The sequence below is a fragment of the Limnothrix sp. FACHB-1083 genome (assembly GCF_014696485.1).
GTDB lineage: Bacteria > Cyanobacteriota > Cyanobacteriia > CACIAM-69d > CACIAM-69d > CACIAM-69d.
The window spans coordinates 69,843-94,703 of record NZ_JACJQD010000010.1 but is presented as its reverse complement, the minus strand read 5'-3'; the positions used below and the strand labels follow the sequence as shown (position 1 = coordinate 94,703).

Below are 24,861 nucleotides of genomic sequence, written 5' to 3'. Positions count from 1 at the left end.
ATCAAAAATGCCAACCGTTCTGCAAGTCGGCCCCTACAGCTTCATTTTCTTCAGTTCCGATCGAGGAGAGCCGCCCCACATCCACGTCAAACGCGATCGGCAACTGGTTAAGATTTGGCTCGATCCAGTTGAAACTAGCAAAAACCTCGGCTTTCCTGACCACGAAGTCAGTCGCATTATCAAACTCGTTCAAGAACACCAACCCGAGCTGATTGAGGCCTGGCATGACTACTTTGATCTTGGAGATTGAACCCCAAGCCCAGCGAATCGATTTTGACGATCGCACCTTCACCATTCACCTCGCCGACGGCCGCCAACTCACCATCCCCCTCGACTGGTATCCCCGCTTGCAACAAGCCACCCCCGCCGAACGCCAAAACTGGCAACTGCTCGGCGATGGCTACGCGATCGAATGGCCCGACCTCGACGAACACATTGGCATCACGGGACTCCTGGCCGGCAAACGCAGCGGCGAAAGTGCCCGATCGTTCGATCGCTGGCTCACCCAACGGCGATCAACCTCCATCCAAGAACCGTAGGATTGATCGCCCCCATCATTGCGCCCATCAGCCCCCCTTTCAGACCATTGGGGGCATGGCGCGAGCAGGAAAAGCACTCAAACAAACCTTGCAAGACTACGGCATCAGCCCCCCTTTCAGACCATTGGCGGCTCGCCGTCACCATGGGCATTGCCCGATCGACCGTGCATTATTGGTTCAACGAAACCCAAGACCCCCAAGCCGACGCAATTCCCGCCATCGTCGCCGCCCTAGAGGCGATCGAACCCGCCGCCGCCCGAGCCTTTTTGGAAGCCTACCTAGGGCGATCGCTCACGGATTGGATCACCCCAGACCCGCCATAAACCAACCAATCTAGCTCGCGGGAAGCGATCGCGGCTCGTCAAAAATCCCACGGTTCAAATAACTCCGCCACCGGGAACGCAAACCCGCTCACCACATCCTCCCCCTCCAACAAATCGCCAACCCGCAACAGGCGATCGGGTTCCGGGCCGTGATAGACCAAAATGCAGCGCTCATTCGGGTCAATCTTCCACAGCAAGCGCGTCCCGTGGGCAAAATATTCCACGATTTTTTGGTGCATTTCGTCCACCGTGTTGCCCGGCGACAAAATCTCCACCACCAGATCCGGCGCACCCTCAAAATAGCCGCGTGGCGGACGGCTGAGACCCTGTAACCGAGACCGATCGATAAAAGCAATATCGGGCGATCGCCGGTTGCCATTGGCCAAAGTAAACGCCGTGCTCGAATCACAAACCGCCCCCAAACGGCGCGATCGCACCCAATTCATCAGCGCCGCCACCAAAATGCAGGCCAAATAGCCATGCTCCATCCCCGAATTGCCCATATCCACCACCTGACCGTCCACCAACTCGTAGCGATGCCCCTCTCTGGGTAAGGTCATCCAGTCTTGATCCGTCCAGGTTTGAGGGCTTGTGGCAATGGTCATTCCCGTTGCGCTCCTGCCGATCGCGATCGCCTGTTGCTATTGTGCCGTGGTCTACCCGATCGCCTCGGGATCAATGCCCAACTCCCGCAGCCGGGCCGCTAGGCGATCGGCCCGTTCGCGCTCCTGTTCAGCCCGATCGCGCTCTTGCTTGGTGCGTTGGATCTCTTCCGCCAGGGTCGAAAAGGGCTGACCGTCCGGCCGAAACAGGGTGAGGCTGTCTTCGCCCATTTGGAACCGAATGCCGAGCCGGGGACTCACCCAATCGTCCGGGCGATCGTCCCGGAGCCGCAAATCGCCCCGCTCCGATCGCACCAAAATGCTCAAATCATGGCGATCGGGATCGTAGATGTAATATTCCTCCACGCCGTAGGTGTCATAAAACGCCTGCTTTTTCAGCATTTCCCCAAAGCGATTGCCCGGCGACAAGATCTCAAACACCACCTGGGGCGCGATGTTGCTTTCACACCATTGCTTATAGGAACCCCGATCGCCCTTGGAAACCCCAAACGCCACCATCACATCGGGCGCTTGGCGGGTTTTGTTGTCCCCTTCCACCGGATACCAGAGCAGATCGCCCGCCACGAAGACTTGCGGATCGTTGGCGAAAAGCGCCGCAAGGTTCATATAGATCTTTTGAATCCAATGAAACTGTTTCGTGTTGTCGGCGATCGGCTGGCCGTCGCTGTCGGGATAGTCGATCGGTGGGGGCTGAATCCCTGGCGTGATCGTCGTGGTGGTGGGTTGGGCAATCATCGGTTAGTCCTCACGATCGCGGTTGGTCTCATTATGCCAACGGAGCCTGATGCCCACGGAGCCTGCGATCGCCCGGTGGGGTTTGTGGGGCCTAGGAAACCTGGATTCGGGGGAATTTTGATACGATCGCAGCAGCTTTGTTGCTGGCTCAAGGCTCAAGATACTTTTGGCTCAAAACCCTGAGCGGAAGGTTGCTTGATGCCACAGTGCGGCCTCAGGGAGCTAAACCGTTGGTGCATCTTTAATCGGCGTATTGTCACGCAGTCTGTCTTTTGGGGGGGGCGATCGCCGCTGTGGCGGTCGGTTGTCATCATTTACCGAATTTTGACCACGAAATACCGAGATTTTGGGGGCAATTTCCCTTGAATCTCTGGTTTGAGGCGGATTTGGTCTGTGCGGAGTTGTAGCCCCTACCTAGTAACTGATGGTTACGACAGGCTGCATCGTTTTCGGCCGCATGGCGCTGCGATTATTGTGAATGCTCCAACGACAAGCTCGGCTGTGGTTGCCTCCGGTAGCCCAATTCTGATTGGCATTGCCGATCGGGAGTTGGCGCAGGCCTTGGCCCAGGTGGTGGCGGAGTTAGGGTGCGAAGCCCATTGCCCCGCGAGTTTGGATGAGTTGATGGCGGCGGCCGCTCGGCTCCAGCCGCTTTTGGTGTTGGTGGGGTCTTGGCCGGAGCTGGCGGCCTTGGAACTGTGCCATCAGTTGCGATCGGCGGCCCCTCACCAAAACACCCCGATCGTGCTGGTGGGGGCGGCGGGGCAAATCGATCGGGGCGCGTTGTTTGCGGCGGGGGCGGCGGACTATTTGCTGTTGCCCTTGGAACCGGCGGAGGCTTTGGCACGCATTCGGTTGCATTTGGATCGCAGTCGGCTCGATCGACTCCATGAGCGGGCCCGCAATCTGACGCTGTTTCGGGGGCCGGCCCTGTTGGCCGCCAGTTTGCAAAAGCGTTTGCGACGACAGGCGGAATTATTACAAGAGCAGCTCTTTTTGCTCGATCGGGAAGTGCGGGAGCGGCGGCAAATGGAATCGGCCCTGCGCGATGAGCAAAGCCGCACGCAAAAGTTGCTATTGAATGTGTTGCCCCAAGCCATTGTCGATCGGCTGGCAAGGGAGGATGGATTGGCGATGGAAAACGAAATCCTCGCCGATCGGTTTGAGGAAGCCACAATTTTATTTGCCGATATTGTGGACTTCACGCCCCTTTCGGTACAGTTGCCGCCCTTGGAGTTGGTGCAATTGTTGAATCGAATTTTTTCGGCGTTCGATCGATTAGCCGAAGAATTTGGCCTCGAAAAAATTAAGACGATCGGTGATGCCTACATGGTGGCCGGCGGAATTCCTGTGCCGCGCCCTGACCATGCCCTCACGGTGATGGAAATGGCGATCGCCATGCGCCGGGAAATTAATCAACTGCGGCGAGAAACCGGGTTGCCCTTGGCCTTGCGAATTGGCATCAACACGGGGGCCGTGGTGGCCGGCGTGATTGGCATCAAAAAATTTAGCTATGACCTTTGGGGCGACACGGTCAATGTGGCCAGTCGAATGGAGTCCCAGGGGATTCCCGGCAAAATTCAGGTGACCGAGGCAACCTATGCCTACCTGAAGGATCATTACGAGTTTGAGCGTTGGTCTAATTTGCCGGTGAAGGGGCGCGGTCGCATGACGGCCTATCTCTATGTGCGGCGGCGATCGAGTCCCTGGCCCAATCCGGAAGCCAACTCGGCCTCGGAAGAAACACCGGCCCCTGTGCCCCATGGAACGGACTCGGGACCGTCGGAGTTGCGATCGCGCGAGCCAACTCCTGAAATTGCTCTTTGATGGGGGTTGCGATCGTGGTGATGATCGCGATCGTTCATGATCGTGATTGTGACTGTGATTGACTGGTTGAGGATCTGGGGATCTTGGGCCAAGCCATTATCCTGGGAATAGCTGAAGCAAGACCGGGGAACAGGCATGGTTTCGGAAGCGGCAAGGAAGGCTTGGTGGCAACGGCTGCAAACTTGGCAAAATCAACCCCGGCCGCAACCGGAAGAGTCGATCGCCCTGCGAATTTTGGTGCAAATTTTGGTGGCGATCGGGATTTTGGCCACCGATGTGGCCGCTGGAACCCAAACCAGTTGGTGGGCCATTCCCCTCAGCTTTGGCGGGGCCTACTGGAGTTGGCGGCAACGGCGGCGGCGCAACCTGGGGGCACAACTGGCGATCGCGGCGGGAATGCTGGTGGCGTTGGCCGTTTTCTTTCGATCGCTCCTGGGCAATTTGGGAGATACACGCCTGGTTTTGGCGGAGTTGCTGATCCATTTGCAAGTGCTCCATTGCTTTGACTTGCCCCGGCGCAAGGACTTGGGCTACTCGATGCTGATCGGGCTGATTCTGATGGGGGTGGCCGGAACCCTCAGCCAAACCATGTTGTTTGCACCCGTGTTGGTGGCCTTTGTGGGGGTGGCGCTGCCAATGTTGGTGTTGGACTATCGATCGCGCCTGGGATTGGAACCGGGCGATCGGGATTGGCGCACCCTCACGGGGCTAATTCGGCCGGGTCAGATGGCGCGGTTGTTTGGGGTGGTGGCGGTTTTGGGGCTGGTGGTCTTTGCCCTGCTGCCGCGTTTTCCGGGCTACCAACTGCGCCAGTTCCCGGTGACGGCCCCGCCCAATTTGATGGATCAGATGTTTGATAACCGGGATCAGTCTGCGTCGATTCGCAATCCGGGTTATGGGCAAGATGGCCAAGCCCTCGGGGGAACCAGCGGCGCAGGCCGCGGCCAGACGGACAACACGTTCTATTACGGCTTTAGCAGCACGATCGACCAAACCCTTCAGGGGCAACTGGTTCCCACCTTGGTGATGCGGGTGCGATCGCAGTCGCCGGGCTTTTGGCGAGTGTTGGGGTTCGATCGCTACACCGGTCGCGGGTGGGAAATTTCCCGCAATGACGACACCCAAAGCCTGGTGCGGCCCGATTGGTCCTATCGCTTTGTGATTCCGCCGGAGCCAACCCGCGCCCAAATTGAAGAGGTGGTGCAAAGCTACACGGTGCTTTCGGCCTTGCCCAACCTGATTCCCACCCTGGCCCAACCCACGGAGCTGTTTTTCCCAACCCGAGGAATTGCGATCGACAAGGAAGGCAGTATTCGATCGCCCCGCATTTTGGATGAGGGGTTAACCTACTCGGTCATCTCCCAAGTGGCCTACCGCGATCGCACCCGACTGCGCCAGGCCCGCCGTACCTATCCCCCCTTCATTCGCAACTATTACCTCGATGTGCCCGCGGCCCTGCGGCCCAAGTTGCAAAAACGGGCCCAAGAGTTACTCGCGAAGGCTCCCAATGCCCGCAATGACGCGTATGAGCAGGCGCTGTTCTTAGCCCAATCCCTGAAGCAAACCTACACCGTACAACCGGACTTGCCGCCACCGGCTGCGGATGAAGATTTGGTCGATCGCTTTTTGTTTCAGTATCAAGGGGGCTATCCCGATCATTTCCCCACTACCCTCACCCTCATGTTGCGGAGTTTGGGGATTCCGGCGCGGGTGGCGGCCGGGTTTGCGCCGGGTCGGTTCAATCCTTTCACCGGCCTATACGAGGTGTACAACACCGATGCCCATTTGATCACAGAGGTTTATTTTCCCGGGTATGGCTGGTATAGCTTTGACCCGATTCCTGGCCATCCCTTGATTCCACCCTCGATCGAGAAAAATGAAACCTTCAGCACCCTAGAAAAACTCTGGGCTTGGGTGGCTGGTTGGTTGCCCACGCCCCTGCGCAATTGGCTGGATGGGGTGATTTCAGGGGTGTTGGGGGGACTGCTGGCGCTGGTGGGTCGGTTGCTGGGTTTGTTAACGGGGGGCTGGACGGGCATTTTGGCGGCGATCGCCCTGGCTTTGGTGGTGGGCGGGGCCCTGTGGTTGGGTTGGTTGGGCTGGCACGCTTGGCAACGGCGGCGGCGCTTGGCTCGGTTAGCCCCGATCGCTGCGTTATATCAGGAGGTGCGCGATTGGCTGGCAGAAGACTGTCCCGCCTATCCTTGGCAAACACCATTGGAATATGTGGCCGCCTATGAACAGTGGCTCGCCCAGCAGGGGGGCGGCCCCGGCGCGGGCGATCGCTTGGCGCTGTTGGCGGCGGTGGCTGGAGCCTACAGTGATTGGCGCTATGGCGATCGCCCGGCGGATGTGGCGGCTTTGCGGGAACAGTGGCAACGGGTGCGACGGCGCGATCGGCCCCGGCTGTTGGGGGCGGCGGCTCGCTAGGGGGCGGCCTGGCCTTTGGTGTTCAACGGTGGGGGACTGGTTTGGCGCTAAACTTTTAAGACGCAATTCCCGTTCCCAGGATTCAGGACTCCAATCCGCACCGAGGATCTTCGAGGTTGGGAATCGGTAAAGGCTCCGTTGGCCGTTGTTTGCCCAATTGCCCATGACCCTCAAAGCAATTCTGCTGGACTTTAACGGCACAATCATTAATGACGAACCGCTGCACGGGCAACTTCTGCAAGAGATGTTGCTGAGTGAGAATTTGCGGCCGGATCCGGAGGAGTTCCGCGAGGTCTGTTTGGGCCGGAGCGATCGGGCCTGTTTGCGGGATCTGCTGGCTCGGCGGGGGCGCATGGTGGATGATGACACGCTCGATCGGTTGGTGGCCCGCAAGTCGCAACTGTATCTCGATCGCCTGGCCCACTTGCCCCAACTGCCGATCTATCCGGGCGTGGTGGACTTTTGCAGTCGGGTGCGCACCTTGGGGTTGCCCATGGGAATTGTGACCGGGGCGCTGGCTGCGGAGGTGGAGACGGTTTTGAGTCGGGCGGGGCTGCGATCGTTCTTTAGTGTGCTGATTACGGGTGATATGGGCCTAGAGAGTAAGCCCGCTCCCGATGGTTATTTGCAAGCGGTGGCCCAGTTGCGATCGCAGCTCGATCGGCTGGATTTACAACCCCAAAATTGCTTGGCGATCGAAGACACCTACCCTGGTATTGCGGCGGCCAAGGCTGCGGGAATGCAGGTGGTGGGCGTGGCCACCAGCCACCCATTCCAAATGGTGCACCGCCGGGCCGATTGGGTGGTGGACTTTTTAAATACCTTGGATCTCGATCGAGTGCAGCGGCTTTTTGCCGGTCGGGAACGGCCCGAACCGCCGATTGGTGCTACCATGTCCGATACGCCAATTGCCTCGGGGAATTAGCTCAGTTGGTAGAGCGCTGCGATCGCACCGCAGAGGCCAGCGGTTCGAGTCCGCTATTCTCCATTTCAACCAGTTCCCATTTCAACCAGTTCCTTAAACTTGGGGCGCGTTGGCCAACACAGCCGTCAGTTTGGCTGCGGCTTCGAGGCTGTCGGCCAGGGAAATCGGCAAGCTTTCAATTAACTCGCGCGTTTCATCACTGGGTTCTCCCAACACCCGCAGCACGATCGCGGGGCCGCGTCCCTGATTCAGGGCCAAATTATTAGCCCAATTATTCACAGCCAAGTCCCCTTCACTGCGGGTGGTGGAGAGGGGTTGCGGTAATTCTTCCATCGGCTGGGTTTCCTGTCGCCACCAACCATGGCGCTTGGCATATTGGTGAATCACTGCCACCACGCCATCCAGGGTGATGGCACTGCCCAACAAATCCAGCAGCACCACCCGCACCGGGTGTGGATGGCTGAGACTGGCTAAGGCCTGTTCGAGCCGCCCTTCTAGGACTTCGGGGCGACCACCGCCCACGGTCCAGCCCACATTGATGAACCCGGCCACGTTGCCCCCAAAGCGGCAAACCAAATCCAAGGCCGCTAGGGTCAGCCCCATGCCATTGCAAACAATCCCGATCGGGGTGCTGGCGTTCTTTTTGCTGCGATCGCCATTGGTGGAATTGCTGCTCTGACCGTTCACGGCCCCCTGAGCACCGTGGGCCGCATTGGCCACCGAAGCGGGCGCGGTTCCGCCCTCAATCCAAACGGGCTTGAGGCTGGGCGGCATCACTACGCCGTTGAGCAAGCATTTCAACTCCGTGTGGCGATCGATCGCACTGTCGTTCACGGTGACTTTGCCGTCCAGGGCCATCAGTTCCCCGGCGCGATCGACCCCTAGGGGATTGATCTCCACCAAATCCAAATCATTTTGGACAAACAGGGCATACATCCGCTCCACAATCTCGCTGACGGAAGGCACTAGCTCGCCCCGCAGCCCCATCTTCAGCACCAAACGGCGGGCATAGAAGGGCGAAAATTCCCCATCCACCAACACCTGATGCACCGTACCGGCGGAAAGCTTGCCATCCATTCCCCCTTGGGTGGATCCCAGCAGCACCGGCCGCCGGGCGTTGTCATCCAGCGCCACCGCCAGATAAAACTCCTGCTCTACGTTGTATTTGGCCTCCGCCAACAGCAATGCAGGACATTCCCCCCCGATCGGCAAGCTGAAAATGGCTTGGGCGGCGGCCACCGCGTCGATCGTGTTGCTGGCGAACCGGATCCCACCAGCACGCCCCCGCCCCCCGGCCCGCACTTGGGATTTCAGGGCGATCGGGTAGGGAATCTTCAATTCCCGCAACTCCTGCAAGCTGGCGATCGGTTGGGAAGGCAGCACCGGAATGCCCATGGCGGCAAACAGGGCTTTTGCCTGATACTCCAGCAAGTCCATCGTTAACCTAGCTAAACGCTGTGGGGAGGGGATGGCCAGCCTTGTGGGATGGCTTTGGCATTATACGATCACGCCGAAAACGGCGCTGTGTCGCCCAATGCCACGCAAGGCACAAAAGCAACCTATTGGATACCGGGCCGAATCCGGGTCTCAGTCGTTGCCCAAGACCAACTGGGCCCCAAGGGCGCGAGCGGCAACCCTCACTCAACCCAAAGATCGCCTTCCAGCTCTGGATCGGAGGTGGGCTGAGCATCGCGGGCCGATCGCCCCGGGCCCGGATGAGGTGTTTCGCGGGTCAAGTCCGTGGTGGGAGCGGGGGTGTGGTCAACCTGGGGATCGAATCGAGCGGGGGGTTCCGCCTGGGTTGGACAAACCACATAGGGCAAGGTTGCGCCCTTCAAGCCCCGTTGCAATCGTTCGGGCGATCGCTCCGACAGCAAAAACAGCGGATAGATTCGATCAGCCTGATCGCCCACCACATGGCGGTAAGCCAGGGGCATCACCCATTCATAGTCGCGATCGAGCAGCAATTGCGTCTGTCGCCAGCGACTCATCAGCCCATAAAAATCCTCATTGGGCCGATGCACAAACACAAACACCGCCACACCCGTGGTCACCTGCCACTCGGGATCGCACATCAGGAGGGCAATCTCGCAGGGCAACCGTACCGCCTGCCGCCCCGGCTTGTTGGTCGATCGCTCGGACTCGATCGAATGGCGACGGCGCGATCGGCTCACATCGGCCACCTCGGCCAGTTGGGTCATTTCCAGCACATCGGGATCGATCCGCGCCAACGGCAACGTAATCACCACGGTGCTGTCCAGGGGCCGCCGCATACTGGGCAACAGTTCCAAGTAGGGCCGATATTCCCGCAGCAGCTCGATCGCTGCCTGCCGCCCACTATAAGTCGCCAGAATTTCCTCATAATCCGCAGACTTGATGGACATAGGCTGCCTCGCTGATGCTACTGCTCACTCGATCACTGGAAAAGTTTGCCTGAGAAAAGTTCGCCCGCGAAAAATTCGCCTGAAAAAAGTTTGCCTGAGAAAAGCTGACCTGAGAAGAATTCGCCCGCGAAAAATTCACCTGAAGTTTTGATGATCGATCGCTTTGCCTTGGGGCTTTGGTGGTTGATATTTGGAGTTTTGATGGTTAATAGCATTGCCTTGCAGCACTACTTAATCGCATCCATTACCGCAAAGATGGGCAAATACATCGCCAACAAAATCGAACCAACCATCCCCCCAATCACCACAATCATCAACGGCTCCAACATACTGGTTAGACCCTTGATTGCTTGCTCCACTTCATCTTCATAGAAGTCCGCCACCTTCATTAGCATTTTGTCGAGTTCCCCGGTTTCCTCACCAATCATCATCATCTGAATGGCCATGGCCGGGAAGACCTTATATCGCTCGATCGCCGCACTGATCGTCCCCCCACCTTGAATTTCGGTAATGGAGGAAGCCACCGCATCCGAAACCACCTGGTTGTCGGCGGTATCTTTACAAATTTCGAGGGCTTGAATAATCGGCACACCCGATCGCGTCAATGTCCCAAAGGTGCGACAAAAACTAGCCACCGAGCTTTTCTGAATGATGTCTCCAAAAATCGGCAACTTCAGAAATACGGCATCCATTTGGCGCTTGCCAGCCGGTGTTTTGTACCACATGTCATAGACAACCTTGCCGATGACCAAGGCAATCACCAAAAACACCACATAGAAATTCTTGCGCCCCTTGGGATCATCGTCGGGGAAGGTGGGGCCACGCAAAAACTCACTGATATTAATCATGATTTGCGTGAACGCCGGCAATTCAGCCCCCAACTTATCGAAAATTCCCGTAAAGGTTGGCAGCAGGAAAATGGTCATTCCCAAAAAGATAATGACCGCCAAGGATCCCACTGTGGAGGGATAGGACATGGCGGACTTAATTTGGTTTTGTAGCCGGGCGGCATTTTCCAGCAGGGTTGCCAGTCGGGTGAGCACTTCATCGAGCACCCCCCCAATTTCACCCGCTTCCACCATGGCGCAATAGAGCTTACTGAAGATGTCGCCGTGTCGTTTCAGCGAAGAAGATAGGGTTTCCCCTTCTTGCACATCAGCATTGATTTTAAATAGGGCTTTTTTCAGTTTGGGATTTTCACATTGATTGCTCAAAATATCCAAACATTTCACCATGGCAATGCCCGCATTGAACATGGCGGAAAATTGCCGAGAAAACACGGCCAAATCTTTTACGGTTACGCTGGCCGTGAGGCTGGCGAGGTCAATGTCTAGGCCGCTTTTCTGTTCCTTGAGATCGCGAATTTGGGCTTGGCTAAACCCAGCGGCAATCAGTTTATTACGCGCCCCGTTGATGCTTTCTGCTTCAACAACTTCGCGCTTGCCTTTGCCGTCGGGGCCAGCGATGGTGGCGATGAATTTAGCCATAGGGCGCTGCTCAAACTACGTGAGTCCTCAGAATTCTGTCGAGAGTCCGTTGCCAGAGGTGGCGGCGGCACGGGGGAAAAGGGGCTGTGGGGGTTGGGCTGGGGCCGATCGCCCGAGGGTTTGCCGAGCGATCGGCCCCATCGTTACCTTCTGTCGATCGATTATGCGCCCGATATGCGCTCGATCGGTGATGCCAATTTAGGTACGCCTCATTGGATCCGCCTGATTAGGGAAGGAATGCCGCGTCCCTAGCGACCAGCACCCACCTTGCCACCCAACAACCGCTGTAGCTCGTCGGGTTTGGAGCTTTTGCCCAGGGCATCTTCATAGGTGATCTTGTTTTCTTGGTACAGCTTCGCCAGGCAAGATTCCATGGTTTGCATCCCCTGCTTACCACCCATTTGAATCGTGGAATAGATTTGCGAGGTTTTGCCTTCCCGAATCAGGTTCGCCACAGCGGGGGTATTCAGCATAATTTCGTGTGCTGCACAGCGACCGCCCCCAACTTTCTTGACCAAGTTTTGTGAGCAAACCCCCACGAGGGAGTTGGCCATCTGGGCCCGGACTTGGGGCTGTTGGATGGGGGGAAACACGTCCAAAATCCGGTCGATCGTCCCGGCGGCGGAGTTGGTGTGCAGGGTTCCGAAAACCAAGTGACCGGTTTCAGCGGCGGAGATAGCCAAGGAAATGGTTTCCAAGTCCCGCATTTCCCCCACCAGAATGATATCCGGGTCTTCCCGCAGCGCTGCTTTCAGGGCGTTGGCAAAACTCTTGGTGTCTTCGCCCTTTTGCCGCTGGTGGAACAGGCTTTTCATGTTCGGAAACACATACTCGATCGGGTCTTCCACGGTCAGAACATGCTCCGCGCGGGTGCGGTTGATGTAGTCCAGACAGGCCGCCAGGGTGGTGGTTTTGCCGGATCCCGTTTGCCCCGTGATCAGCACCATGCCCCGGGGCCGCTCCGCCATCTCCAGCAACACTTGGGGCAAACCGAGTTTTTCAAAGTTGGGAATTTGGGAAGCCAGGGCCCGCAAACAGGCGGCCCAGCAGCCCCGCTCGCGATAGACATTCACCCGAAACCGCGACAGACCCTTGACCCCATAGGCGCAGTCCAATTCCCAGTTTTGCTCCAGGTCTTTCCGCTGGTTGTTGTTGAGCATACTGAAAATCAGCTTTTGGCAGTCCTGGGAGTCGAGAACTTCGCCAAATTGCGGTTGGGGGGTCAGTTTGCCGCTAATCCGAAAATAGATGGGCGCACCGGCTTGGATATGCATGTCGGAGCCGCCTTGTTCGATCAGCGATTCCATCACGTCTTCGATCATGTAATCCAGTGGCATGGTCGCTACTCCTGTCGAGTGAGGTTAGGTCGAATGGGGATCGAATGAGGGGTCGATCGAATGGGGGTCGATCGGGATCAAAACGCTGTCGGGGCCCGCAAAGTTGGCAGGGTTTGAACAATTCGAGTGGGGCCAACCATGGGGAAGCGTCGAAATCGGGGATGAGGTCAGCCGTGAATTCAGCCGTGAATTTGGCCTGAGGATGCCCAATTGGGCGGGCGATCGTATCAAGATCGCATTCCCTGCCAACCGGCGAGCCATTCACGAGCGATCGCCAAAAGCTAGCGACCGGTCACCAACGGCTCTTCAAACCGAGGCGTGAGGCAATAGGGACAGTCCATCCAGTCTGGCTGGAGTTCTGCCGCGCAGGTGCGACAGGTGAGGGCGCTCTTGCGCTTGGCCTTCAGTTCCGCTTCTAGGCCGGTGTCGGTGAAGGTGACCCGCTCCACTTCCTCGAAGGTGGTCAGCCCTTCCCGCACCAGATCCAGGCTGTAGGCCAACAGGGTAACCATCCCTTCTTCAACGGCGGCCTCTTTGATTCGATCGGTTGGGGCCCCTTGGGTAATTAGGTTTTGCAAGGTTTCCGTCACTTGCAACACCTCATAAACCCCGCAACGGCCCTTGTAGCCCACACCGCCACACTTGGGACAAAGTTTGCCCATCTCGCCCAGGCTCTTGCGCTCATCAGGCGACACCACATTGGCCTTGTAGAAGGTCAGGTGGGATTCTTGGTTGGCGCTCATGCCGTAGCGGGCCAACTCTTCGGGGGTGGGAGTGTAGGGCACGCGGCATTCGCTGCAAACGCGCCGCATTAGCCGCTGGGCCACCACGCCCAACAGGGCCCCCGCCACCATGAAAGGTTCCACGCCCATTTCATCCAAGCGGGCGATCGCCCCGGATGCGTCGTTGGTGTGCAGGGTGGTTAACACCAAGTGGCCCGTGAGGGCCGCCTCGATCGCCGTTTTGGCCGTTTCCTTGTCCCGCGTCTCACCCACCAGAATCACATCCGGGTCTTGGCGCAGGAATGCCCGCAGGATCCGCGAAAAGTCCAGCCCCTTTTCCCGAATCACCTGCACCTGGGTAATCCCGGGCAAGGCATATTCGATCGGGTCTTCAGCGGTACTGATGTTGATGCCCGGGTCGTTCCGTTCCGCCAAAATGGAATAGAGCGTGGTGGACTTCCCGGAACCCGTCGGCCCCGTCACCAAAATCAAGCCAAAGGGGCGGCTGGCCATCTCCCGCACCAACTGCAACGATTCCGGCCGGCCAATCAGCTTATCCAAACCCAGTTGTGTTGAGGAGTTATCCAAAATCCGCAACACAATCTTCTCGCCGTAGCGACTGGGTAGCACATTGACCCGAAAGTCTACTTTCCGCCCTTCAAAGACCCGACGAATCCGCCCATCCTGGGTGTCCCGTCGTTCGGCAATGTCCAGGTTGGAAATGATTTTGAACCGGGAGGTCACGGCCGGAACCACCTTTTTCGGGAGTCGGAACACCTCTTGCAGCACCCCATCTTTGCGGAACCGAATCCGCATTTCTTCCTCTTGGGGTTCCACATGAATATCCGAAACGCCGTCTTGCAGGGCCTTAATCAAAACCTTATTCACCAGGTTGACGATCGGCCCCGACTCCGCGTCGTTCATGGAGCTGGCCAGGTCGTCCGTCTCCAATTCGTCGGAAGCCTCTTCCATTTGCATGGCTTCGAGGTTCTGCAAATCCGACTCATCGAAACTGACGGCGGCGGAAGTTTGGCGGGAGGCCTGTTGGGACTTGCGGGCCGCTTCGTCCAGATATTGGCTAATGATGGCCTGGTAATCTTCGGGGGCAATCACCCGCCGAATCAGGGCCAGGTTTTGGGGCCGCAGGATGCGATTCAAATCGTCCAGTGCATCCAGATTGTCCGGGTCGGCCATGGCCACCATCATGGCCGGTGCGTCGCCCCGTTGGGCCCGTCCCAGGGGCAGCAACCGATAGCGACGGCAAACATCCACCGGAATCAGGGTTTCAATGCATTGCTCCACCTGGGCCGCGGACACTTCTTCAATTTCCGGGTCGATCGCCTCAACCCCGTGGAGAATTTTGAGTTCAAACAGCAGTTGCTTTTTGTACTGGCGCACCAATTCCGGTGGCACTTCTTTGCCGGCGATCGCTGCCAGCACTTCCATCAGCGGCCGGCCCGACTGGCGGTGTTCAGCCAAAGCGCGGCTCATTTGGTCGGGATCCACATAGCCCGACTGCACAAGTTTGTTACCGAAGGGCGAAAAATTGCTTTGGACAACCAGGGCGCGCCGGTTTATGGAGTTTGTCATAGCAGGTGACACCTAGCGGGATCGAAGGCGCATCGATCGGGCGATCGGGCGCGAGGAGCGAAACGGACGGGCAATCAATTCAGCTACAGGGCCCAACTCAGCTACAGCATGACCCAGGTATACCCCGGTCTCCCTCCCGAAAACAACAGCCCGCAGCCACGCAGCCCCAAGGATCGAAGCTGGATCCTGAAGCTGGATGCCTAGGAATGGCAGGCATTGACACTGATTGGTTTTTGGGCCATGGTTTTGAGTTTTGGGCCATGGGTTCGAGCCTGTTCTCGGATCGGTTTCAGGGTGGGCTGGCGGGTCATGCAAAGCCAATGGATCAAAACCAAATCAATCCTAAGCTAAAGGTCTCGGGAAAGCTCGCATCTAGAGCTGGCATCTGAGGTAGGGGCCAGGGCGGGAAATGTTCGATTCGGCCGGGTGGCGTTCTAACATAGGTTGAGCCTGTGCGGGTCACTGTCCGGGCAGCCCTGCGGGACAGGTGGGTGATGGGCAATCTGCACTTCAGCGAGTACTGGAGTGGTGAGGGCCACCCACGGGCGATCGCCCCAATTTGGCCAATTTGCACGGGTCAGGAAATTTGACCGTTGTTGGACTGTTGATGGTCAAAGCTCAACAGGAACTCAACAAAAACTCCATTGTGATCACTGCTAGCGAGGAACCAATGACCTACAGCCCTGAAGAAAACCTGACGGAAGACAATACCTCGGTGAATGACCCGGCCCCCGAAGCGGCAGTAGAAACCCCAACCGCCGAAGCGCCGACCCCCGAAGCCGCCACTCCCGAAACCAGCGCAACCGAGGAAGCACCGGCCACCCTGGACGATCTGGACTTGTCTGAGTTGGAAGAACCGGCAGCCGAAGGAACCTATGGGCCCAAGGTGGCGGACTTGCTGCGGGAAATTGAGGGCTTGAAGGGGCAACTGGACGATCGCACCGGCCAGCACATGCGCTTAACGGCTGACTTTGAGAATTTCCGCCGCCGCACCGCCAAAGAGCGCGAAGAGTTGGAGTTGCGGATTCGCTGCGATACGATCCGCGAGCTGTTGTCAGTTATTGATAACTTTGAGCGGGCCCGGTCGTTCATCAAGCCCCAAACCGATGGCGAATTAAATCTGCACAAGAGCTATCAGGGCATTTATCGCCAGTTGGTGGACAGCCTGAAGCGGTTAGGGGTGGTGAAAATGCGCCCCGAGGGCCAGGAATTTGACCCGAATTTGCATGAGGCGGTGATGCGGGAACCGTCCAATGAGCACCCGGAAGGCACGGTGCTGGAGCAGTTGCAGGATGGCTATCTGTTGGGCGATCGGGTGTTGCGCCATGCCATGGTGAAAGTTGCCGCTCCCGGTGAGCCTGTGGTAGCGTCTGAGGACAACGACCAGGCCGCCTCTGAGTCCTAAGGGCCGCCGGATGAGCAATGGCGCACCCGTTGGGCCCAGGGTCAATGATGATTCAGCGATGGCCCTGGGGCGATCGCCTCGGTTATCGGTTAGTGATCGGTTAATCGATCGTCCCAGGCTCTGGCCCAACGGCTCCGGGTTATGGTTCCGGGTTCAGTGCTGATGTGGTGGCCTCCTCTTCAGCCCAGTTTCGTCATTGGCTCTACCGGGCAATTCGTTCTAGCGGCTTGTTCTAGAAGTTTGGGTTCTGACCGTTGGGGTTCCAAAAACATTCGAGTGCCGGAACTCTCAGCTCTCGATCTTAAAGTTTTAGAAATTGAGCTTGAAACCATTCATCGCCGGATTGCGGTGTGTTTGTTCCGAAAACCGGTCAATATGAAGGCCAATGGAACCTGCCTGGGTATTGATGAGGTATCGATCAATCTTGCCGTGATGGGGATGATTGAACCGCTGCTGCCATTGAGTTGAAAACTATGGGAAAAGTTATCGGGATCGATCTTGGCACGACCAATAGCTGCGTCGCCGTTCTGGAAGGCGGCCAAGCGATCGTCATTCCCAACTCGGAGGGGGCCCGCACCACTCCCAGCATTGTCGGGTTTGGCAAGGGGGGCGAACGGCTGGTGGGGGAGTTGGCCAAACGGCAGGCGGTCACCAACGCCGAAAACACGGTCTTCAGCATTAAGCGCTTTATCGGTCGCCGTTGGACGGAAACGGAGTCCGAGCGGCGTGTCATGCCCTACACCTGCGTGGCCGGGCGCGATGAGACCGTGGATGTGAAAATTCGCGACCAGTCCTACACGCCCCAGCAGATTTCTGCCATGGTGCTGAACAAGCTGAAGCAGGACGCGGAGGCTTACCTGGGGGAGGCGGTCACCCAAGCGGTGATTACGGTTCCTGCCTATTTCACCGATGCCCAACGCCAGGCCACGAAAGACGCGGGCCAGATTGCGGGTCTGGAAGTGCTGCGGATCGTGAATGAACCGACGGCGGCGGCTTTGGCCTACGGTGTTGACAAGCAGGATGTCGATCGGGCGGTGCTGGTGTTTGACCTGGGCGGCGGCACGTTTGATGTGTCGGTGCTGCAACTGGGGGATGGGGTTTTTGAAGTGAAGGCCACGGCCGGGAATAACCACCTGGGGGGCGATGACTTTGATAACTGCATCATTAGCTGGGCGATCGAAGAGTTCAAGGCGATCGAGGGCATTGACCTGCTCGAAGACAAGATGGCCCTCCAGCGCCTGCGGGAAGCGGCAGAGCGGGCCAAAATTGAGCTGTCCGGTTCCCCCACCACCTCCCTGAACCTGCCGTTCATCACCGCCGACGAAACGGGGCCCAAGAATTTGGAAATGGAGCTGACCCGCACCAAGTTTGAAGAACTGGTGGCACACTTGGTGCAGGCCACGCTCGACCCGGTGGATCAAGCTATTCGGGATTCGGGCCTTGCGCCCGATCAGATCGATCGAATCATTTTGGTGGGGGGTTCCACTCGCATTCCCGCCGTCCAACAGGCCGTCAGCGCCAGGTTTGCGGGTCGTCAGCCCGATCGCTCCGTGAATCCCGATGAGGCCGTGGCCCTGGGGGCCGCCATCCAAGCGGGAGTCTTGGGCGGCGAAGTGCAAAACCTGCTGTTGCTGGACGTGACTCCCCTATCCTTGGGGTTGGAAACGCTGGGGGGCATGTTTACGCGGATTGTCGATCGCAACACCCCGATTCCCACCTGCCGATCGCAAGTCTTCTCCACCGCGATCGATGGTCAAACCTCCGTGGAAATCCATGTGGCCCAAGGGGAGCGGGCGATGGTTGCCGATAACAAGAGCCTTGGCCGGTTCCTGCTGACCGGCATTCCCCCCGCTCCCCGCGGCCTGCCGCAAATCGAAGTCTCCTTTGAAATTGACGCTGACGGGATCCTCAAGGTCTCGGCCGTGGACAAAGGCACGGGCCAAAAACAAAGTATCCGGATCACCAATACCGGTGGCCTGTCCACGGAAGAAGTGGAGCGGATGCGGCAGGATGCGGAAAGATTTGCAGATCTCGATCGCAACCGACGGCAGCGCGTGGATCTGAAAAACCAGATTGATAGCCTGATGTATAGCTATGAATCGGCACTCCAAAGCAATGCCGATCTGATCGATGATTCGTTGCGCCAAGTGCTGAAAACCCAGGCCGACACCCTTGGGCGACTGGATAGCGATCCGGAAGCACGCTTTGAGGATTTGCAATCGGCGTTCAATGCGCTTCAGGAATCCCTGCTGTCGGTGGGTAAACGGGCTTATCAGAATTCGGAAGCTGCCAACAAGCCCCCATCTTCCCCGCAATTCCCATCCCCCGCTCCCGCTCCTTCCGTGACGGGGCCAACCAGTTCAGCATTCAGCTCCCCCCCGATCGCCTCCACCCCGGTCACGCCGCCGCCCGTGACTCCCGTGGCCACCAGTCCCGCGCCCGTCAGCGTTCCCAGCCCCAGCCCGGTTCCGGCGGTCACCCCTGCCGTGCCTGCGGTGAACCTGTTGGCCAACGGGGATGGGAATAGCTTTTCGATGCCGGAGTTGAGTGTGGATCCGCCATCCCCGATCGCCTCGATCGCCCTCACAGATTTGGGCATTGAGTTACCGGACGATGACGATTCGGAATACGATGACTCCACGATCGCGGCCGACTACGAGGCGATTGAGGACTAAACGCCCGATCGCTCCAGTTCCGAGCAATTCCCCATCCAATTCCCAAGCCAATTTCGATCCATTCCAACAGTCGCCAGCCCAGGCCAACTCTCCCAAGATTGGCCTGGGTAACCCCCCTCATCCATAGACGGCAATTACGCCCCCTCGCCAGTTGCAGCGTCACACCCCCTTTTGTTAAGTTTCGTCTGTTGGAGTTGCCCCTAACCACCCACACACCGATTGAAATCGCGCTATGGCTGATTACTACGAGACTCTCGGCGTATCTCGCGACGCAGATAAGGACGAAATTAAGCGAGCCTACCGTCGGTTAGCTCGGAAGTATCACCCCGACGTGAACAAAGAGGCAGGAGCAGAAGAGCGGTTTAAGGAAATTAACCGAGCCTACGAAGTGCTCTCGGAGCCAGAAATGCGGGCCCGGTACGATCGCTTTGGCGAAGCCGGTGTGTCGGGAGCCGCCGGGGGGCCAGGCTTCAGCGATTTTGGTGTGGGCGATATGGGGGGCTTCGCCGACATTTTTGAAACCTTCTTTGGCGGGTTTGCCGGAGCTGGCGGGGTTGGGGGGCCCGGTGGTGGCCGACGACGCAGCGGGCCGGTGCGTGGGGATGACCTCCGCCTCGATTTGCGCCTTGACTTCAAGGAAGCCATCTTCGGTGGCGAAAAGGAAATCCGGATTAGCCATCTGGAAACCTGCAACACCTGCAACGGTTCCGGAGCCAAGCCGGGAACCAGCCCCAAAACCTGTGGCACCTGTGGCGGCTCAGGCCAAGTGCGCCGAGCCACCCGCACGCCCTTCGGCAGTTTTGCGCAAGTGTCCGTTTGCCCCACCTGTAACGGTACGGGGCAAGTGATTGAGGACAAATGCACCGACTGCGGCGGCCGTGGCACCAAACAGGTCACCAAAAAGCTTAAAATCTCCATCCCAGCCGGGGTAGACAACGGCACGCGACTGCGGGTTTCCAACGAAGGCGACGCGGGCAAGGCCGGCGGCCCGCCTGGGGATCTTTACGTTTACCTGTTTGTGAATGAGGAGGAACAGTTCCAACGGGATGGCATCAATATTCTGTCGGAACTGTCCGTGAGCTATTTACAGGCAATTTTGGGGGCCACGATCGAGGTGGAAACGATCGATGGCACGGAGGCGCTGGAAATTCCGGCCGGAACCCAACCCAGCACGGTGTTAACCCTGGAGGGCAAGGGCGTGCCTCGCTTGGGGAACCCCAGCCAGCGCGGCGATCACCTGATTACGGTGCAGATTGAGATTCCCACGCGGATCAGCAATGAGGAGCGGGAAATTCTCGAAAAATTGGCGGCCCTGCGTGGCGACTCGACCCACAAGGGGGGCCGCGGTTTTTTAGGTAATTTGTTTCATTAGGGGACTGGAAAGGAGTTGACAGGATGGCGGCGATCGCCCTGGAACCGGATGAACAGCTTGATCTGCGGGGAACGCCCTGCCCCATCAACTTTGTGCGCACCAAGTTGAAACTGCAACAGATGGCCGCCGGGGCGCTGCTGGAAGTGTGGCTGGATGCGGGGGAGCCGATCGAGCAAGTGCCCGATAGTTTAACCATGGCGGGCTATGCGATCGAGTTTTTGGGCCCTCACCCCGAGGCGGCAGATGGTCACTTTGTGCTGCAAGTGCGCAAGCCGGCCGCTGCTGCTGCGGAGTCATGACCGGGCAGGCAACGACTCTCCCCGCTGAGCCGATCGCGATCGAACGGTTAATGGGCACGGTTTTGGCCGTGCAAGCCAACTATTACTGGGTGCAGCTTGACCCTGGTTCTCCCATTCCCGCCACCTGCACCACTCAACGGTTGCTGTGTTTGCGGCGGGCCCGCCTGAAAAAGGTGGGTCAACAAGTGGCCGTGGGCGATCGGGTGGTGGTGGTGGAACCGGACTGGCAAGGTCAACGGGGGGCGATCGAAGAAGTTTTGCCCCGCCGCAGTTGGCTCGATCGGCCGCCCGTGGCCAATGTGGATCGGGTGTTGTTGGTTTTTGCCCTAGCGGAACCCGCCTTGGATCCCCATCAACTGAGTCGATTCTTGGTGAAAGCAGAGTCTACGGGGCTGGCGGTCACCCTTTGTCTGAACAAGCGGGATTTACTGTCGGCGGCGGACTGCCAGCAATGGCGCGATCGGCTGCGAAATTGGGGCTATGACCCATTACTGATTAGTGTTTATCAACAACAGGGACTCCAAACCCTACATGAGGCCCTTTCGGGGCAAACAACCGTTGTGGCGGGCCCGTCCGGCGTTGGCAAGTCCAGCACGATCGGGGCCTTAATTGGCACGGATCTACGAACGGCCGCCGTTTCCGGCAAATTGGCCCGCGGCCGCCACACCACCCGCCACGTGGAGCTATTTGAGCTGCCGGGTGGTGGTCTGCTGGCGGATACGCCGGGATTCAATCAGCCTCAACTGACCTGTGGCCCGGCTGCCATTCCGGCCCTGTTTCCCGAAATTCAGCAACGGCTAGCGATCGCTCCCTGTCGCTATGGGGATTGTCGCCACCGCAATGAGCCAGACTGCGCCGTTCGCGGCGACTGGGAACGATATCCTTTCTATCTGGAGTTGCTTGAGGAGGCGATCGACTACGAAGCCGCCCAAGAGCGCCAACGCCAAACCGAAAGCTCCTTCAAGCGCAAAATCCAGCGAGACGGGCGCGAAGTCCTGGAACCCCGGTTGAATAGCAAACGATTTCGCCGCACTTCCCGCCGATTGCAGCACCAGGCGATCGAGGAAACGGATGATCTTTAATATTCCAAACCTGTCCCGAACCTGTCCCGGAGCAATGGCCGGAAGATAGCCGAAAGATGAGTGCTGGCAGCGGGTGGCAATCTTGAGCCGCTTCAACAGCCAGAATGATCGCCTGAACGATATGGAGCCGATCAAGCCATCGACCCGATCGGGCGGTTGCCCCTAGGACACTTGCAACGCAAAGCCATCCGGCAGGGCGGCCCCCTGCAAATCCGCTTGCCCCAGCAGCGTTCCGGTCAGATCCGCCCCGCGCAAGTCCGCATCCCGCAAAATCGCCCCCGTCAGATCCGCATAGCTGAGGTCAGCACGCTTCAGATTTGCTCCCGTCAGATCCGTAATCAGAGGTGTTGCGCCGGAAATGCGGCGTAAATTGGCACGGCAGAGCTTGGCTCCCTCCAACGATGCATGGCGCAAAATTGCCCCATTCAGTTGGCCATAGCTCAAATCTGCCTCCGCAAAGTGGGCGTGCTGCAAATTCGTGTGGTGATTAGGGGTCGATCGAAAATCCACCTCATACAAAACAGCCCCTTGCAAATCTGCCCGCGCCAAATCCGCACCGCTCAAAATTGCCTTGCAAAAGTTGGCAAACTTCAAGCAAGTTTGCGTCAAAATTGCCCCCGTTAAATCTGCCTCTCGCAGCGTTGCCTCGCTCAAATCTGCTCCATGCAAATTCGTTCCCCAAAGCAGCGATTCACTCAAATCTGCCTGTTGCAGATTGCAATGGCTGAGGTTGCTTTTACCTAATCTTGCTTGCCGAAAATCCGCTTGCTTAAAGTCAAACCCCTGGAAATTCATGGCGGTTAATTCCACATCCCGCATTTGGATGAGATGGAATTTTTGTTCACCCGCTGCACCGCGCTGAATCAGTTCTTGCACGTCCATAAAGTCCGTGATTTCCTATCGATGAATTCGGTTAACAGCCTGTTTAATCGCTAATCATGGCCGCTTGAATGGTTGCTCTGGCACGATTGCCGCGATCATCCGGGGTGGCTTTGGGCGGCCGATCGCCCTGCTCGATCGCCCATTCCCGTCGGGCCCAATTGGAACTGTTGAGCCTGTTGCCGCAGTCGATCGCCAATGCCATCGCAAACACTCTGACAAAGCACAAACACCTTGGGATCCGCCACTTCGTAATAGGCGCTAACGCCCTTGGGCTGCCGGGACAAGATGCCCGCCTGGGTCATAATCTTCAGGTGTTTGGACAAGTTGGCTTGACTGAAACCCGTCGCTTCCGTCAGTTCCATCACGTTCATGGGCCCCGATCGCAAACAACACAAAATTTGCAAGCGGCTCACTTCCGAAAGCACCTTGAAATAGTCAGCGATCGAGGTCAAAACTTCAGGGGTCAGCGGGTTGCAATCTTGATCAGTCATGCCAGAAGGGGGCCAAGCAATGGCGTTGGAGAATATGCAAGCGTTTGGGAGCAAACAGGCTGCTGGTGAGGGCAATTCAGCATGGGAGCACAGGAGCAAGATGACCCAATGCGCGATGACCCAATGAGATGACCCAATAAGTATAACTGGATAGCCATAAAGAGTTTAATAGAGATTGCCCGATCGCCCAAGGGACATCCCACAACCCTTTCAGCCAAGCTGATGCGCATGGAATGCCTTGCGATATCCTATGGGGGAAGCTTGGACTCTAGCAACGCGAGATCGTAGCCGAATGGACTCTAAATACCGAAGAATTCTACTGAAGCTCAGCGGCGAAGCGCTGATGGGTGACTTGTCCTATGGCATCGATCCCGAAATTGTCCACGGCATTGCCCGCGAAGTGGCGGAGGTGATGGCCACGGGGGTGCAACTGGCGATCGTGGTGGGCGGTGGCAATATTTTCCGAGGAGTCAAGGCGGCGGCCGGCGGCATGGATCGGGCCACGGGTGACTACATCGGCATGATCGCCACGGTGATGAACGCCATGACCCTGCAAGATGCCCTAGAGCGCCAAGGGGTGCCCACCCGAGTGCAAACCGCGATCGCCATGCAAGAAGTGGCTGAACCCTACATTCGACGACGCGCCATTCGTCATTTAGAAAAGGGACGAGTGGTGATCTTTGGGGCTGGTTCCGGCAACCCGTTTTTTACCACTGACACAACGGCAGCGCTGCGAGCGGCGGAAATTGACGCGGATGTGATCTTTAAAGCCACGAAGGTGGATGGGATCTACGACGCGGATCCAAAGACCAATCCTGAGGCAAAACGCTACACCAGCCTCAACTACAATCATGTTTTGACGCAGGATCTGCGCGTGATGGATGGTACCGCGATCGCCCTGTGCAAGGAAAACAACATCCCGATCGTGGTGTTTGACTTGACTGTTAGCGGCAATATTCAGCGCGCGGTCATGGGAGAATCAGTCGGCACGATTGTAGGAGGACGCTGTGAAGTTAGCTGACGTTGAAAGCAACATGCAAAAGAGTGTGGAAGCCACCCTGCGCTCTTTTAATACGCTTCGAACGGGGCGGGCGAACACCTCCCTGCTCGATCGAATTGTGGTGGAATATTACGGCACTCCTACACCTTTGAAGTCTTTGGCCGGCATCAGCACCCCCGATGCCAGCACCATTGCGATTCAGCCCTACGATAAAACCACCCTGTCGTTGATCGAAAAAGCGATCTCGATGGATGAAGATATTGGCCTCACGCCCAATAACGATGGTTCGGTGATTCGCCTGAATATTCCGCCCCTCACCTCAGAGCGCCGCAAGGAACTGGTGAAGGTGGCCTCGAAGTATGCCGAAGAAGGCAAGGTCGCCATTCGCAACGTGCGGCGAGAGGCGATCGATCAAATTCGTAAGCAAGAAAAGAGCGCCGAGTTGTCAGAAGATGAAGCCCGTGATTTGCAAGATCAGGTGCAAAAAACCACGGACAAATTCATCTCCAAAATTGACAGCTTGCTAGCGGAAAAAGAAAAGGACATCATGACCGTTTAACAGGTTTGATGAACGAATTGGCAACCCGATCTCGTTCAGGTGCTGCCCTGCTGTGGGATTGGCCTGACTCGATCGGGTTTTGCTGTTTTGCGATGGAGTTGGCTATCTGAATTTCGGTTGAATCTCGGTTGAATTCAGCCTGAATTTCGGTTGGTTTCAGCTCCGTTGCTTCCA

The 24,861-nt window shown here is 57.7% G+C and carries 25 protein-coding genes and 1 tRNA gene; 16 read left to right on the top strand and 10 right to left on the bottom strand.

Annotation, left to right across the window (positions count from 1 at the left end):
- The first annotated feature begins 7 nt into the window (after positions 1-7).
- The 3 genes from H6F46_RS13765 to H6F46_RS13755 all read left to right on the top strand — a co-directional run bounded on the left by H6F46_RS13765 (position 8) and on the right by H6F46_RS13755 (position 862).
- Complete coding sequence (locus H6F46_RS13765; protein ID WP_190355373.1) at positions 8-250, top strand: DUF4160 domain-containing protein; 243 nt, start codon at positions 8-10, stop codon at positions 248-250.
- Complete coding sequence (locus H6F46_RS13760; protein ID WP_190355374.1) at positions 225-539, top strand: DUF2442 domain-containing protein; 315 nt, start codon at positions 225-227, stop codon at positions 537-539. The genes H6F46_RS13765 and H6F46_RS13760 overlap by 26 nt, the downstream gene beginning before the upstream one ends.
- Before the next feature lie 143 nt (positions 540-682).
- Entirely contained in the window at positions 683-862 is a 180-nt protein-coding gene (locus H6F46_RS13755) for a hypothetical protein (protein ID WP_242026240.1), read from the top strand.
- Between the two features lie 38 nt (positions 863-900).
- Here the strand turns inward: H6F46_RS13755 and H6F46_RS13750 are convergent, their stop codons facing one another.
- Together H6F46_RS13750 and H6F46_RS13745 are read right to left on the bottom strand one after the other, a co-directional pair.
- Positions 901-1,467 (bottom strand): Uma2 family endonuclease, encoded by a 567-nt coding sequence (locus tag H6F46_RS13750; RefSeq protein ID WP_190355375.1) that lies wholly within the window; start codon positions 1,465-1,467, stop codon positions 901-903.
- A 51-nt stretch (positions 1,468-1,518) separates the two neighbouring features.
- The gene (locus tag H6F46_RS13745) at positions 1,519-2,220 is read right to left on the bottom strand and encodes a Uma2 family endonuclease (RefSeq protein WP_190355376.1); all 702 of its coding nucleotides are present in this window, start codon (positions 2,218-2,220) and stop codon (positions 1,519-1,521) included.
- Between the two features lie 501 nt (positions 2,221-2,721).
- On the opposite strand from H6F46_RS13745, the gene H6F46_RS13740 reads away from it, so the two are divergent.
- The 4 genes from H6F46_RS13740 (at position 2,722) to H6F46_RS13725 (ending at position 7,465) form a co-directional block, all read left to right on the top strand.
- Positions 2,722-4,047, top strand: coding sequence for an adenylate/guanylate cyclase domain-containing protein (locus tag H6F46_RS13740; RefSeq protein WP_347278335.1), 1,326 nt, complete (start codon positions 2,722-2,724; stop codon positions 4,045-4,047).
- 135 nt (positions 4,048-4,182) lie between these two features.
- Complete coding sequence (locus H6F46_RS13735) at positions 4,183-6,477, top strand: transglutaminaseTgpA domain-containing protein (RefSeq protein ID WP_190355377.1); 2,295 nt, start codon at positions 4,183-4,185, stop codon at positions 6,475-6,477.
- A gap of 163 nt (positions 6,478-6,640) precedes the next feature.
- Positions 6,641-7,402: an HAD family phosphatase gene (locus H6F46_RS13730; protein WP_099535427.1), complete on the top strand. Its 762-nt coding sequence runs from the start codon at positions 6,641-6,643 to the stop codon at positions 7,400-7,402.
- Positions 7,393-7,465, top strand: a tRNA-Ala gene (locus tag H6F46_RS13725). Before H6F46_RS13730 ends, H6F46_RS13725 begins: the two co-directional genes overlap by 10 nt.
- A gap of 30 nt (positions 7,466-7,495) precedes the next feature.
- Here H6F46_RS13725 and H6F46_RS13720 read toward each other — a convergent pair.
- The 6 genes from H6F46_RS13720 to H6F46_RS13695 form a co-directional block, all read right to left on the bottom strand.
- The gene (locus tag H6F46_RS13720; RefSeq protein WP_190355378.1) at positions 7,496-8,839 is read right to left on the bottom strand and encodes an ATP-grasp domain-containing protein; all 1,344 of its coding nucleotides are present in this window, start codon (positions 8,837-8,839) and stop codon (positions 7,496-7,498) included.
- A gap of 200 nt (positions 8,840-9,039) precedes the next feature.
- Positions 9,040-9,786, bottom strand: coding sequence for a hypothetical protein (locus H6F46_RS13715; RefSeq protein ID WP_190355379.1), 747 nt, complete (start codon positions 9,784-9,786; stop codon positions 9,040-9,042).
- Positions 9,761-9,925 carry a pentapeptide repeat-containing protein gene (locus H6F46_RS19890; protein ID WP_190355380.1) on the bottom strand — a complete coding sequence of 55 codons (165 nt, stop codon included), beginning with the start codon at positions 9,923-9,925 and terminating at the stop codon, positions 9,761-9,763. Before H6F46_RS19890 ends, H6F46_RS13715 begins: the two co-directional genes overlap by 26 nt.
- A gap of 88 nt (positions 9,926-10,013) precedes the next feature.
- Entirely contained in the window at positions 10,014-11,273 is a 1,260-nt protein-coding gene (locus tag H6F46_RS13705) for a type II secretion system F family protein (RefSeq protein WP_190355381.1), read from the bottom strand.
- A 248-nt stretch (positions 11,274-11,521) separates the two neighbouring features.
- A complete protein-coding gene (locus H6F46_RS13700; RefSeq protein ID WP_099532084.1) occupies positions 11,522-12,610 on the bottom strand; it encodes a type IV pilus twitching motility protein PilT in 1,089 nt (362 codons plus the stop codon).
- A 281-nt stretch (positions 12,611-12,891) separates the two neighbouring features.
- Complete coding sequence (locus H6F46_RS13695) at positions 12,892-14,922, bottom strand: GspE/PulE family protein (RefSeq protein WP_190355382.1); 2,031 nt, start codon at positions 14,920-14,922, stop codon at positions 12,892-12,894.
- A 452-nt stretch (positions 14,923-15,374) separates the two neighbouring features.
- Between H6F46_RS13695 and H6F46_RS13690 the strand changes: the two genes are divergently transcribed.
- The 7 genes from H6F46_RS13690 (at position 15,375) to rsgA (ending at position 21,755) form a co-directional block, all read left to right on the top strand.
- Positions 15,375-15,512, top strand: coding sequence for a hypothetical protein (locus H6F46_RS13690; RefSeq protein WP_158234336.1), 138 nt, complete (start codon positions 15,375-15,377; stop codon positions 15,510-15,512).
- A gap of 17 nt (positions 15,513-15,529) precedes the next feature.
- Complete coding sequence (gene grpE, locus H6F46_RS13685; RefSeq protein WP_370567150.1) at positions 15,530-16,327, top strand: nucleotide exchange factor GrpE; 798 nt, start codon at positions 15,530-15,532, stop codon at positions 16,325-16,327.
- A gap of 141 nt (positions 16,328-16,468) precedes the next feature.
- The gene (locus H6F46_RS13680; RefSeq protein ID WP_190355383.1) at positions 16,469-16,795 is read left to right on the top strand and encodes a hypothetical protein; all 327 of its coding nucleotides are present in this window, start codon (positions 16,469-16,471) and stop codon (positions 16,793-16,795) included.
- A 5-nt stretch (positions 16,796-16,800) separates the two neighbouring features.
- Positions 16,801-19,002 carry a molecular chaperone DnaK gene (dnaK, locus tag H6F46_RS13675; protein ID WP_190355384.1) on the top strand — a complete coding sequence of 734 codons (2,202 nt, stop codon included), beginning with the start codon at positions 16,801-16,803 and terminating at the stop codon, positions 19,000-19,002.
- A 232-nt stretch (positions 19,003-19,234) separates the two neighbouring features.
- Positions 19,235-20,374: a molecular chaperone DnaJ gene (gene dnaJ, locus H6F46_RS13670; RefSeq protein ID WP_190355385.1), complete on the top strand. Its 1,140-nt coding sequence runs from the start codon at positions 19,235-19,237 to the stop codon at positions 20,372-20,374.
- 23 nt (positions 20,375-20,397) lie between these two features.
- Complete coding sequence (locus H6F46_RS13665) at positions 20,398-20,673, top strand: sulfurtransferase TusA family protein (RefSeq protein WP_099532077.1); 276 nt, start codon at positions 20,398-20,400, stop codon at positions 20,671-20,673.
- A complete protein-coding gene (gene rsgA / locus H6F46_RS13660) occupies positions 20,670-21,755 on the top strand; it encodes a small ribosomal subunit biogenesis GTPase RsgA (RefSeq protein ID WP_190355386.1) in 1,086 nt (361 codons plus the stop codon). Before H6F46_RS13665 ends, rsgA begins: the two co-directional genes overlap by 4 nt.
- A gap of 162 nt (positions 21,756-21,917) precedes the next feature.
- Here the strand turns inward: rsgA and hetL are convergent, their stop codons facing one another.
- Both hetL and H6F46_RS13650 read right to left on the bottom strand, forming a co-directional pair.
- Positions 21,918-22,637, bottom strand: a complete 720-nt coding sequence (hetL, locus tag H6F46_RS13655) for a heterocyst differentiation pentapeptide repeat protein HetL (protein ID WP_099532075.1) — start codon at positions 22,635-22,637, stop codon at positions 21,918-21,920.
- A gap of 95 nt (positions 22,638-22,732) precedes the next feature.
- Complete coding sequence (locus H6F46_RS13650; RefSeq protein ID WP_099532074.1) at positions 22,733-23,128, bottom strand: metalloregulator ArsR/SmtB family transcription factor; 396 nt, start codon at positions 23,126-23,128, stop codon at positions 22,733-22,735.
- A 292-nt stretch (positions 23,129-23,420) separates the two neighbouring features.
- Between H6F46_RS13650 and pyrH the strand changes: the two genes are divergently transcribed.
- Together pyrH and frr are read left to right on the top strand one after the other, a co-directional pair.
- Positions 23,421-24,149: a UMP kinase gene (gene pyrH / locus H6F46_RS13645; RefSeq protein WP_099532073.1), complete on the top strand. Its 729-nt coding sequence runs from the start codon at positions 23,421-23,423 to the stop codon at positions 24,147-24,149.
- Positions 24,136-24,687 carry a ribosome recycling factor gene (frr, locus tag H6F46_RS13640; RefSeq protein ID WP_099532072.1) on the top strand — a complete coding sequence of 184 codons (552 nt, stop codon included), beginning with the start codon at positions 24,136-24,138 and terminating at the stop codon, positions 24,685-24,687. The genes pyrH and frr overlap by 14 nt, the downstream gene beginning before the upstream one ends.
- The last annotated feature ends 174 nt before the right edge of the window (positions 24,688-24,861 follow it).

Coding starts and splice junctions, on each gene's coding strand:
- H6F46_RS13695 (WP_190355382.1), bottom strand. CDS start 14,922: ATGACAAACTCCATAAACCGGCGCGCCCTGGTTGTCCAAAGCAATTTT.
- H6F46_RS13720 (WP_190355378.1), bottom strand. CDS start 8,839: ATGGACTTGCTGGAGTATCAGGCAAAAGCCCTGTTTGCCGCCATGGGC.
- H6F46_RS13755 (WP_242026240.1), top strand. CDS start 683: ATGGGCATTGCCCGATCGACCGTGCATTATTGGTTCAACGAAACCCAA.
- rsgA (WP_190355386.1), top strand. CDS start 20,670: ATGACCGGGCAGGCAACGACTCTCCCCGCTGAGCCGATCGCGATCGAA.
- H6F46_RS13680 (WP_190355383.1), top strand. CDS start 16,469: ATGGTTCCGGGTTCAGTGCTGATGTGGTGGCCTCCTCTTCAGCCCAGT.
- hetL (WP_099532075.1), bottom strand. CDS start 22,637: ATGGACGTGCAAGAACTGATTCAGCGCGGTGCAGCGGGTGAACAAAAA.
- H6F46_RS13730 (WP_099535427.1), top strand. CDS start 6,641: ATGACCCTCAAAGCAATTCTGCTGGACTTTAACGGCACAATCATTAAT.
- H6F46_RS13745 (WP_190355376.1), bottom strand. CDS start 2,220: ATGATTGCCCAACCCACCACCACGACGATCACGCCAGGGATTCAGCCC.
- H6F46_RS13665 (WP_099532077.1), top strand. CDS start 20,398: ATGGCGGCGATCGCCCTGGAACCGGATGAACAGCTTGATCTGCGGGGA.
- H6F46_RS13735 (WP_190355377.1), top strand. CDS start 4,183: ATGGTTTCGGAAGCGGCAAGGAAGGCTTGGTGGCAACGGCTGCAAACT.
- pyrH (WP_099532073.1), top strand. CDS start 23,421: ATGGACTCTAAATACCGAAGAATTCTACTGAAGCTCAGCGGCGAAGCG.
- dnaK (WP_190355384.1), top strand. CDS start 16,801: ATGGGAAAAGTTATCGGGATCGATCTTGGCACGACCAATAGCTGCGTC.
- grpE (WP_370567150.1), top strand. CDS start 15,530: ATGGTCAAAGCTCAACAGGAACTCAACAAAAACTCCATTGTGATCACT.
- H6F46_RS13760 (WP_190355374.1), top strand. CDS start 225: ATGACTACTTTGATCTTGGAGATTGAACCCCAAGCCCAGCGAATCGAT.
- H6F46_RS13650 (WP_099532074.1), bottom strand. CDS start 23,128: ATGACTGATCAAGATTGCAACCCGCTGACCCCTGAAGTTTTGACCTCG.
- H6F46_RS13705 (WP_190355381.1), bottom strand. CDS start 11,273: ATGGCTAAATTCATCGCCACCATCGCTGGCCCCGACGGCAAAGGCAAG.
- H6F46_RS13750 (WP_190355375.1), bottom strand. CDS start 1,467: ATGACCATTGCCACAAGCCCTCAAACCTGGACGGATCAAGACTGGATG.
- H6F46_RS13700 (WP_099532084.1), bottom strand. CDS start 12,610: ATGCCACTGGATTACATGATCGAAGACGTGATGGAATCGCTGATCGAA.
- H6F46_RS13765 (WP_190355373.1), top strand. CDS start 8: ATGCCAACCGTTCTGCAAGTCGGCCCCTACAGCTTCATTTTCTTCAGT.
- dnaJ (WP_190355385.1), top strand. CDS start 19,235: ATGGCTGATTACTACGAGACTCTCGGCGTATCTCGCGACGCAGATAAG.
- H6F46_RS13715 (WP_190355379.1), bottom strand. CDS start 9,786: ATGTCCATCAAGTCTGCGGATTATGAGGAAATTCTGGCGACTTATAGT.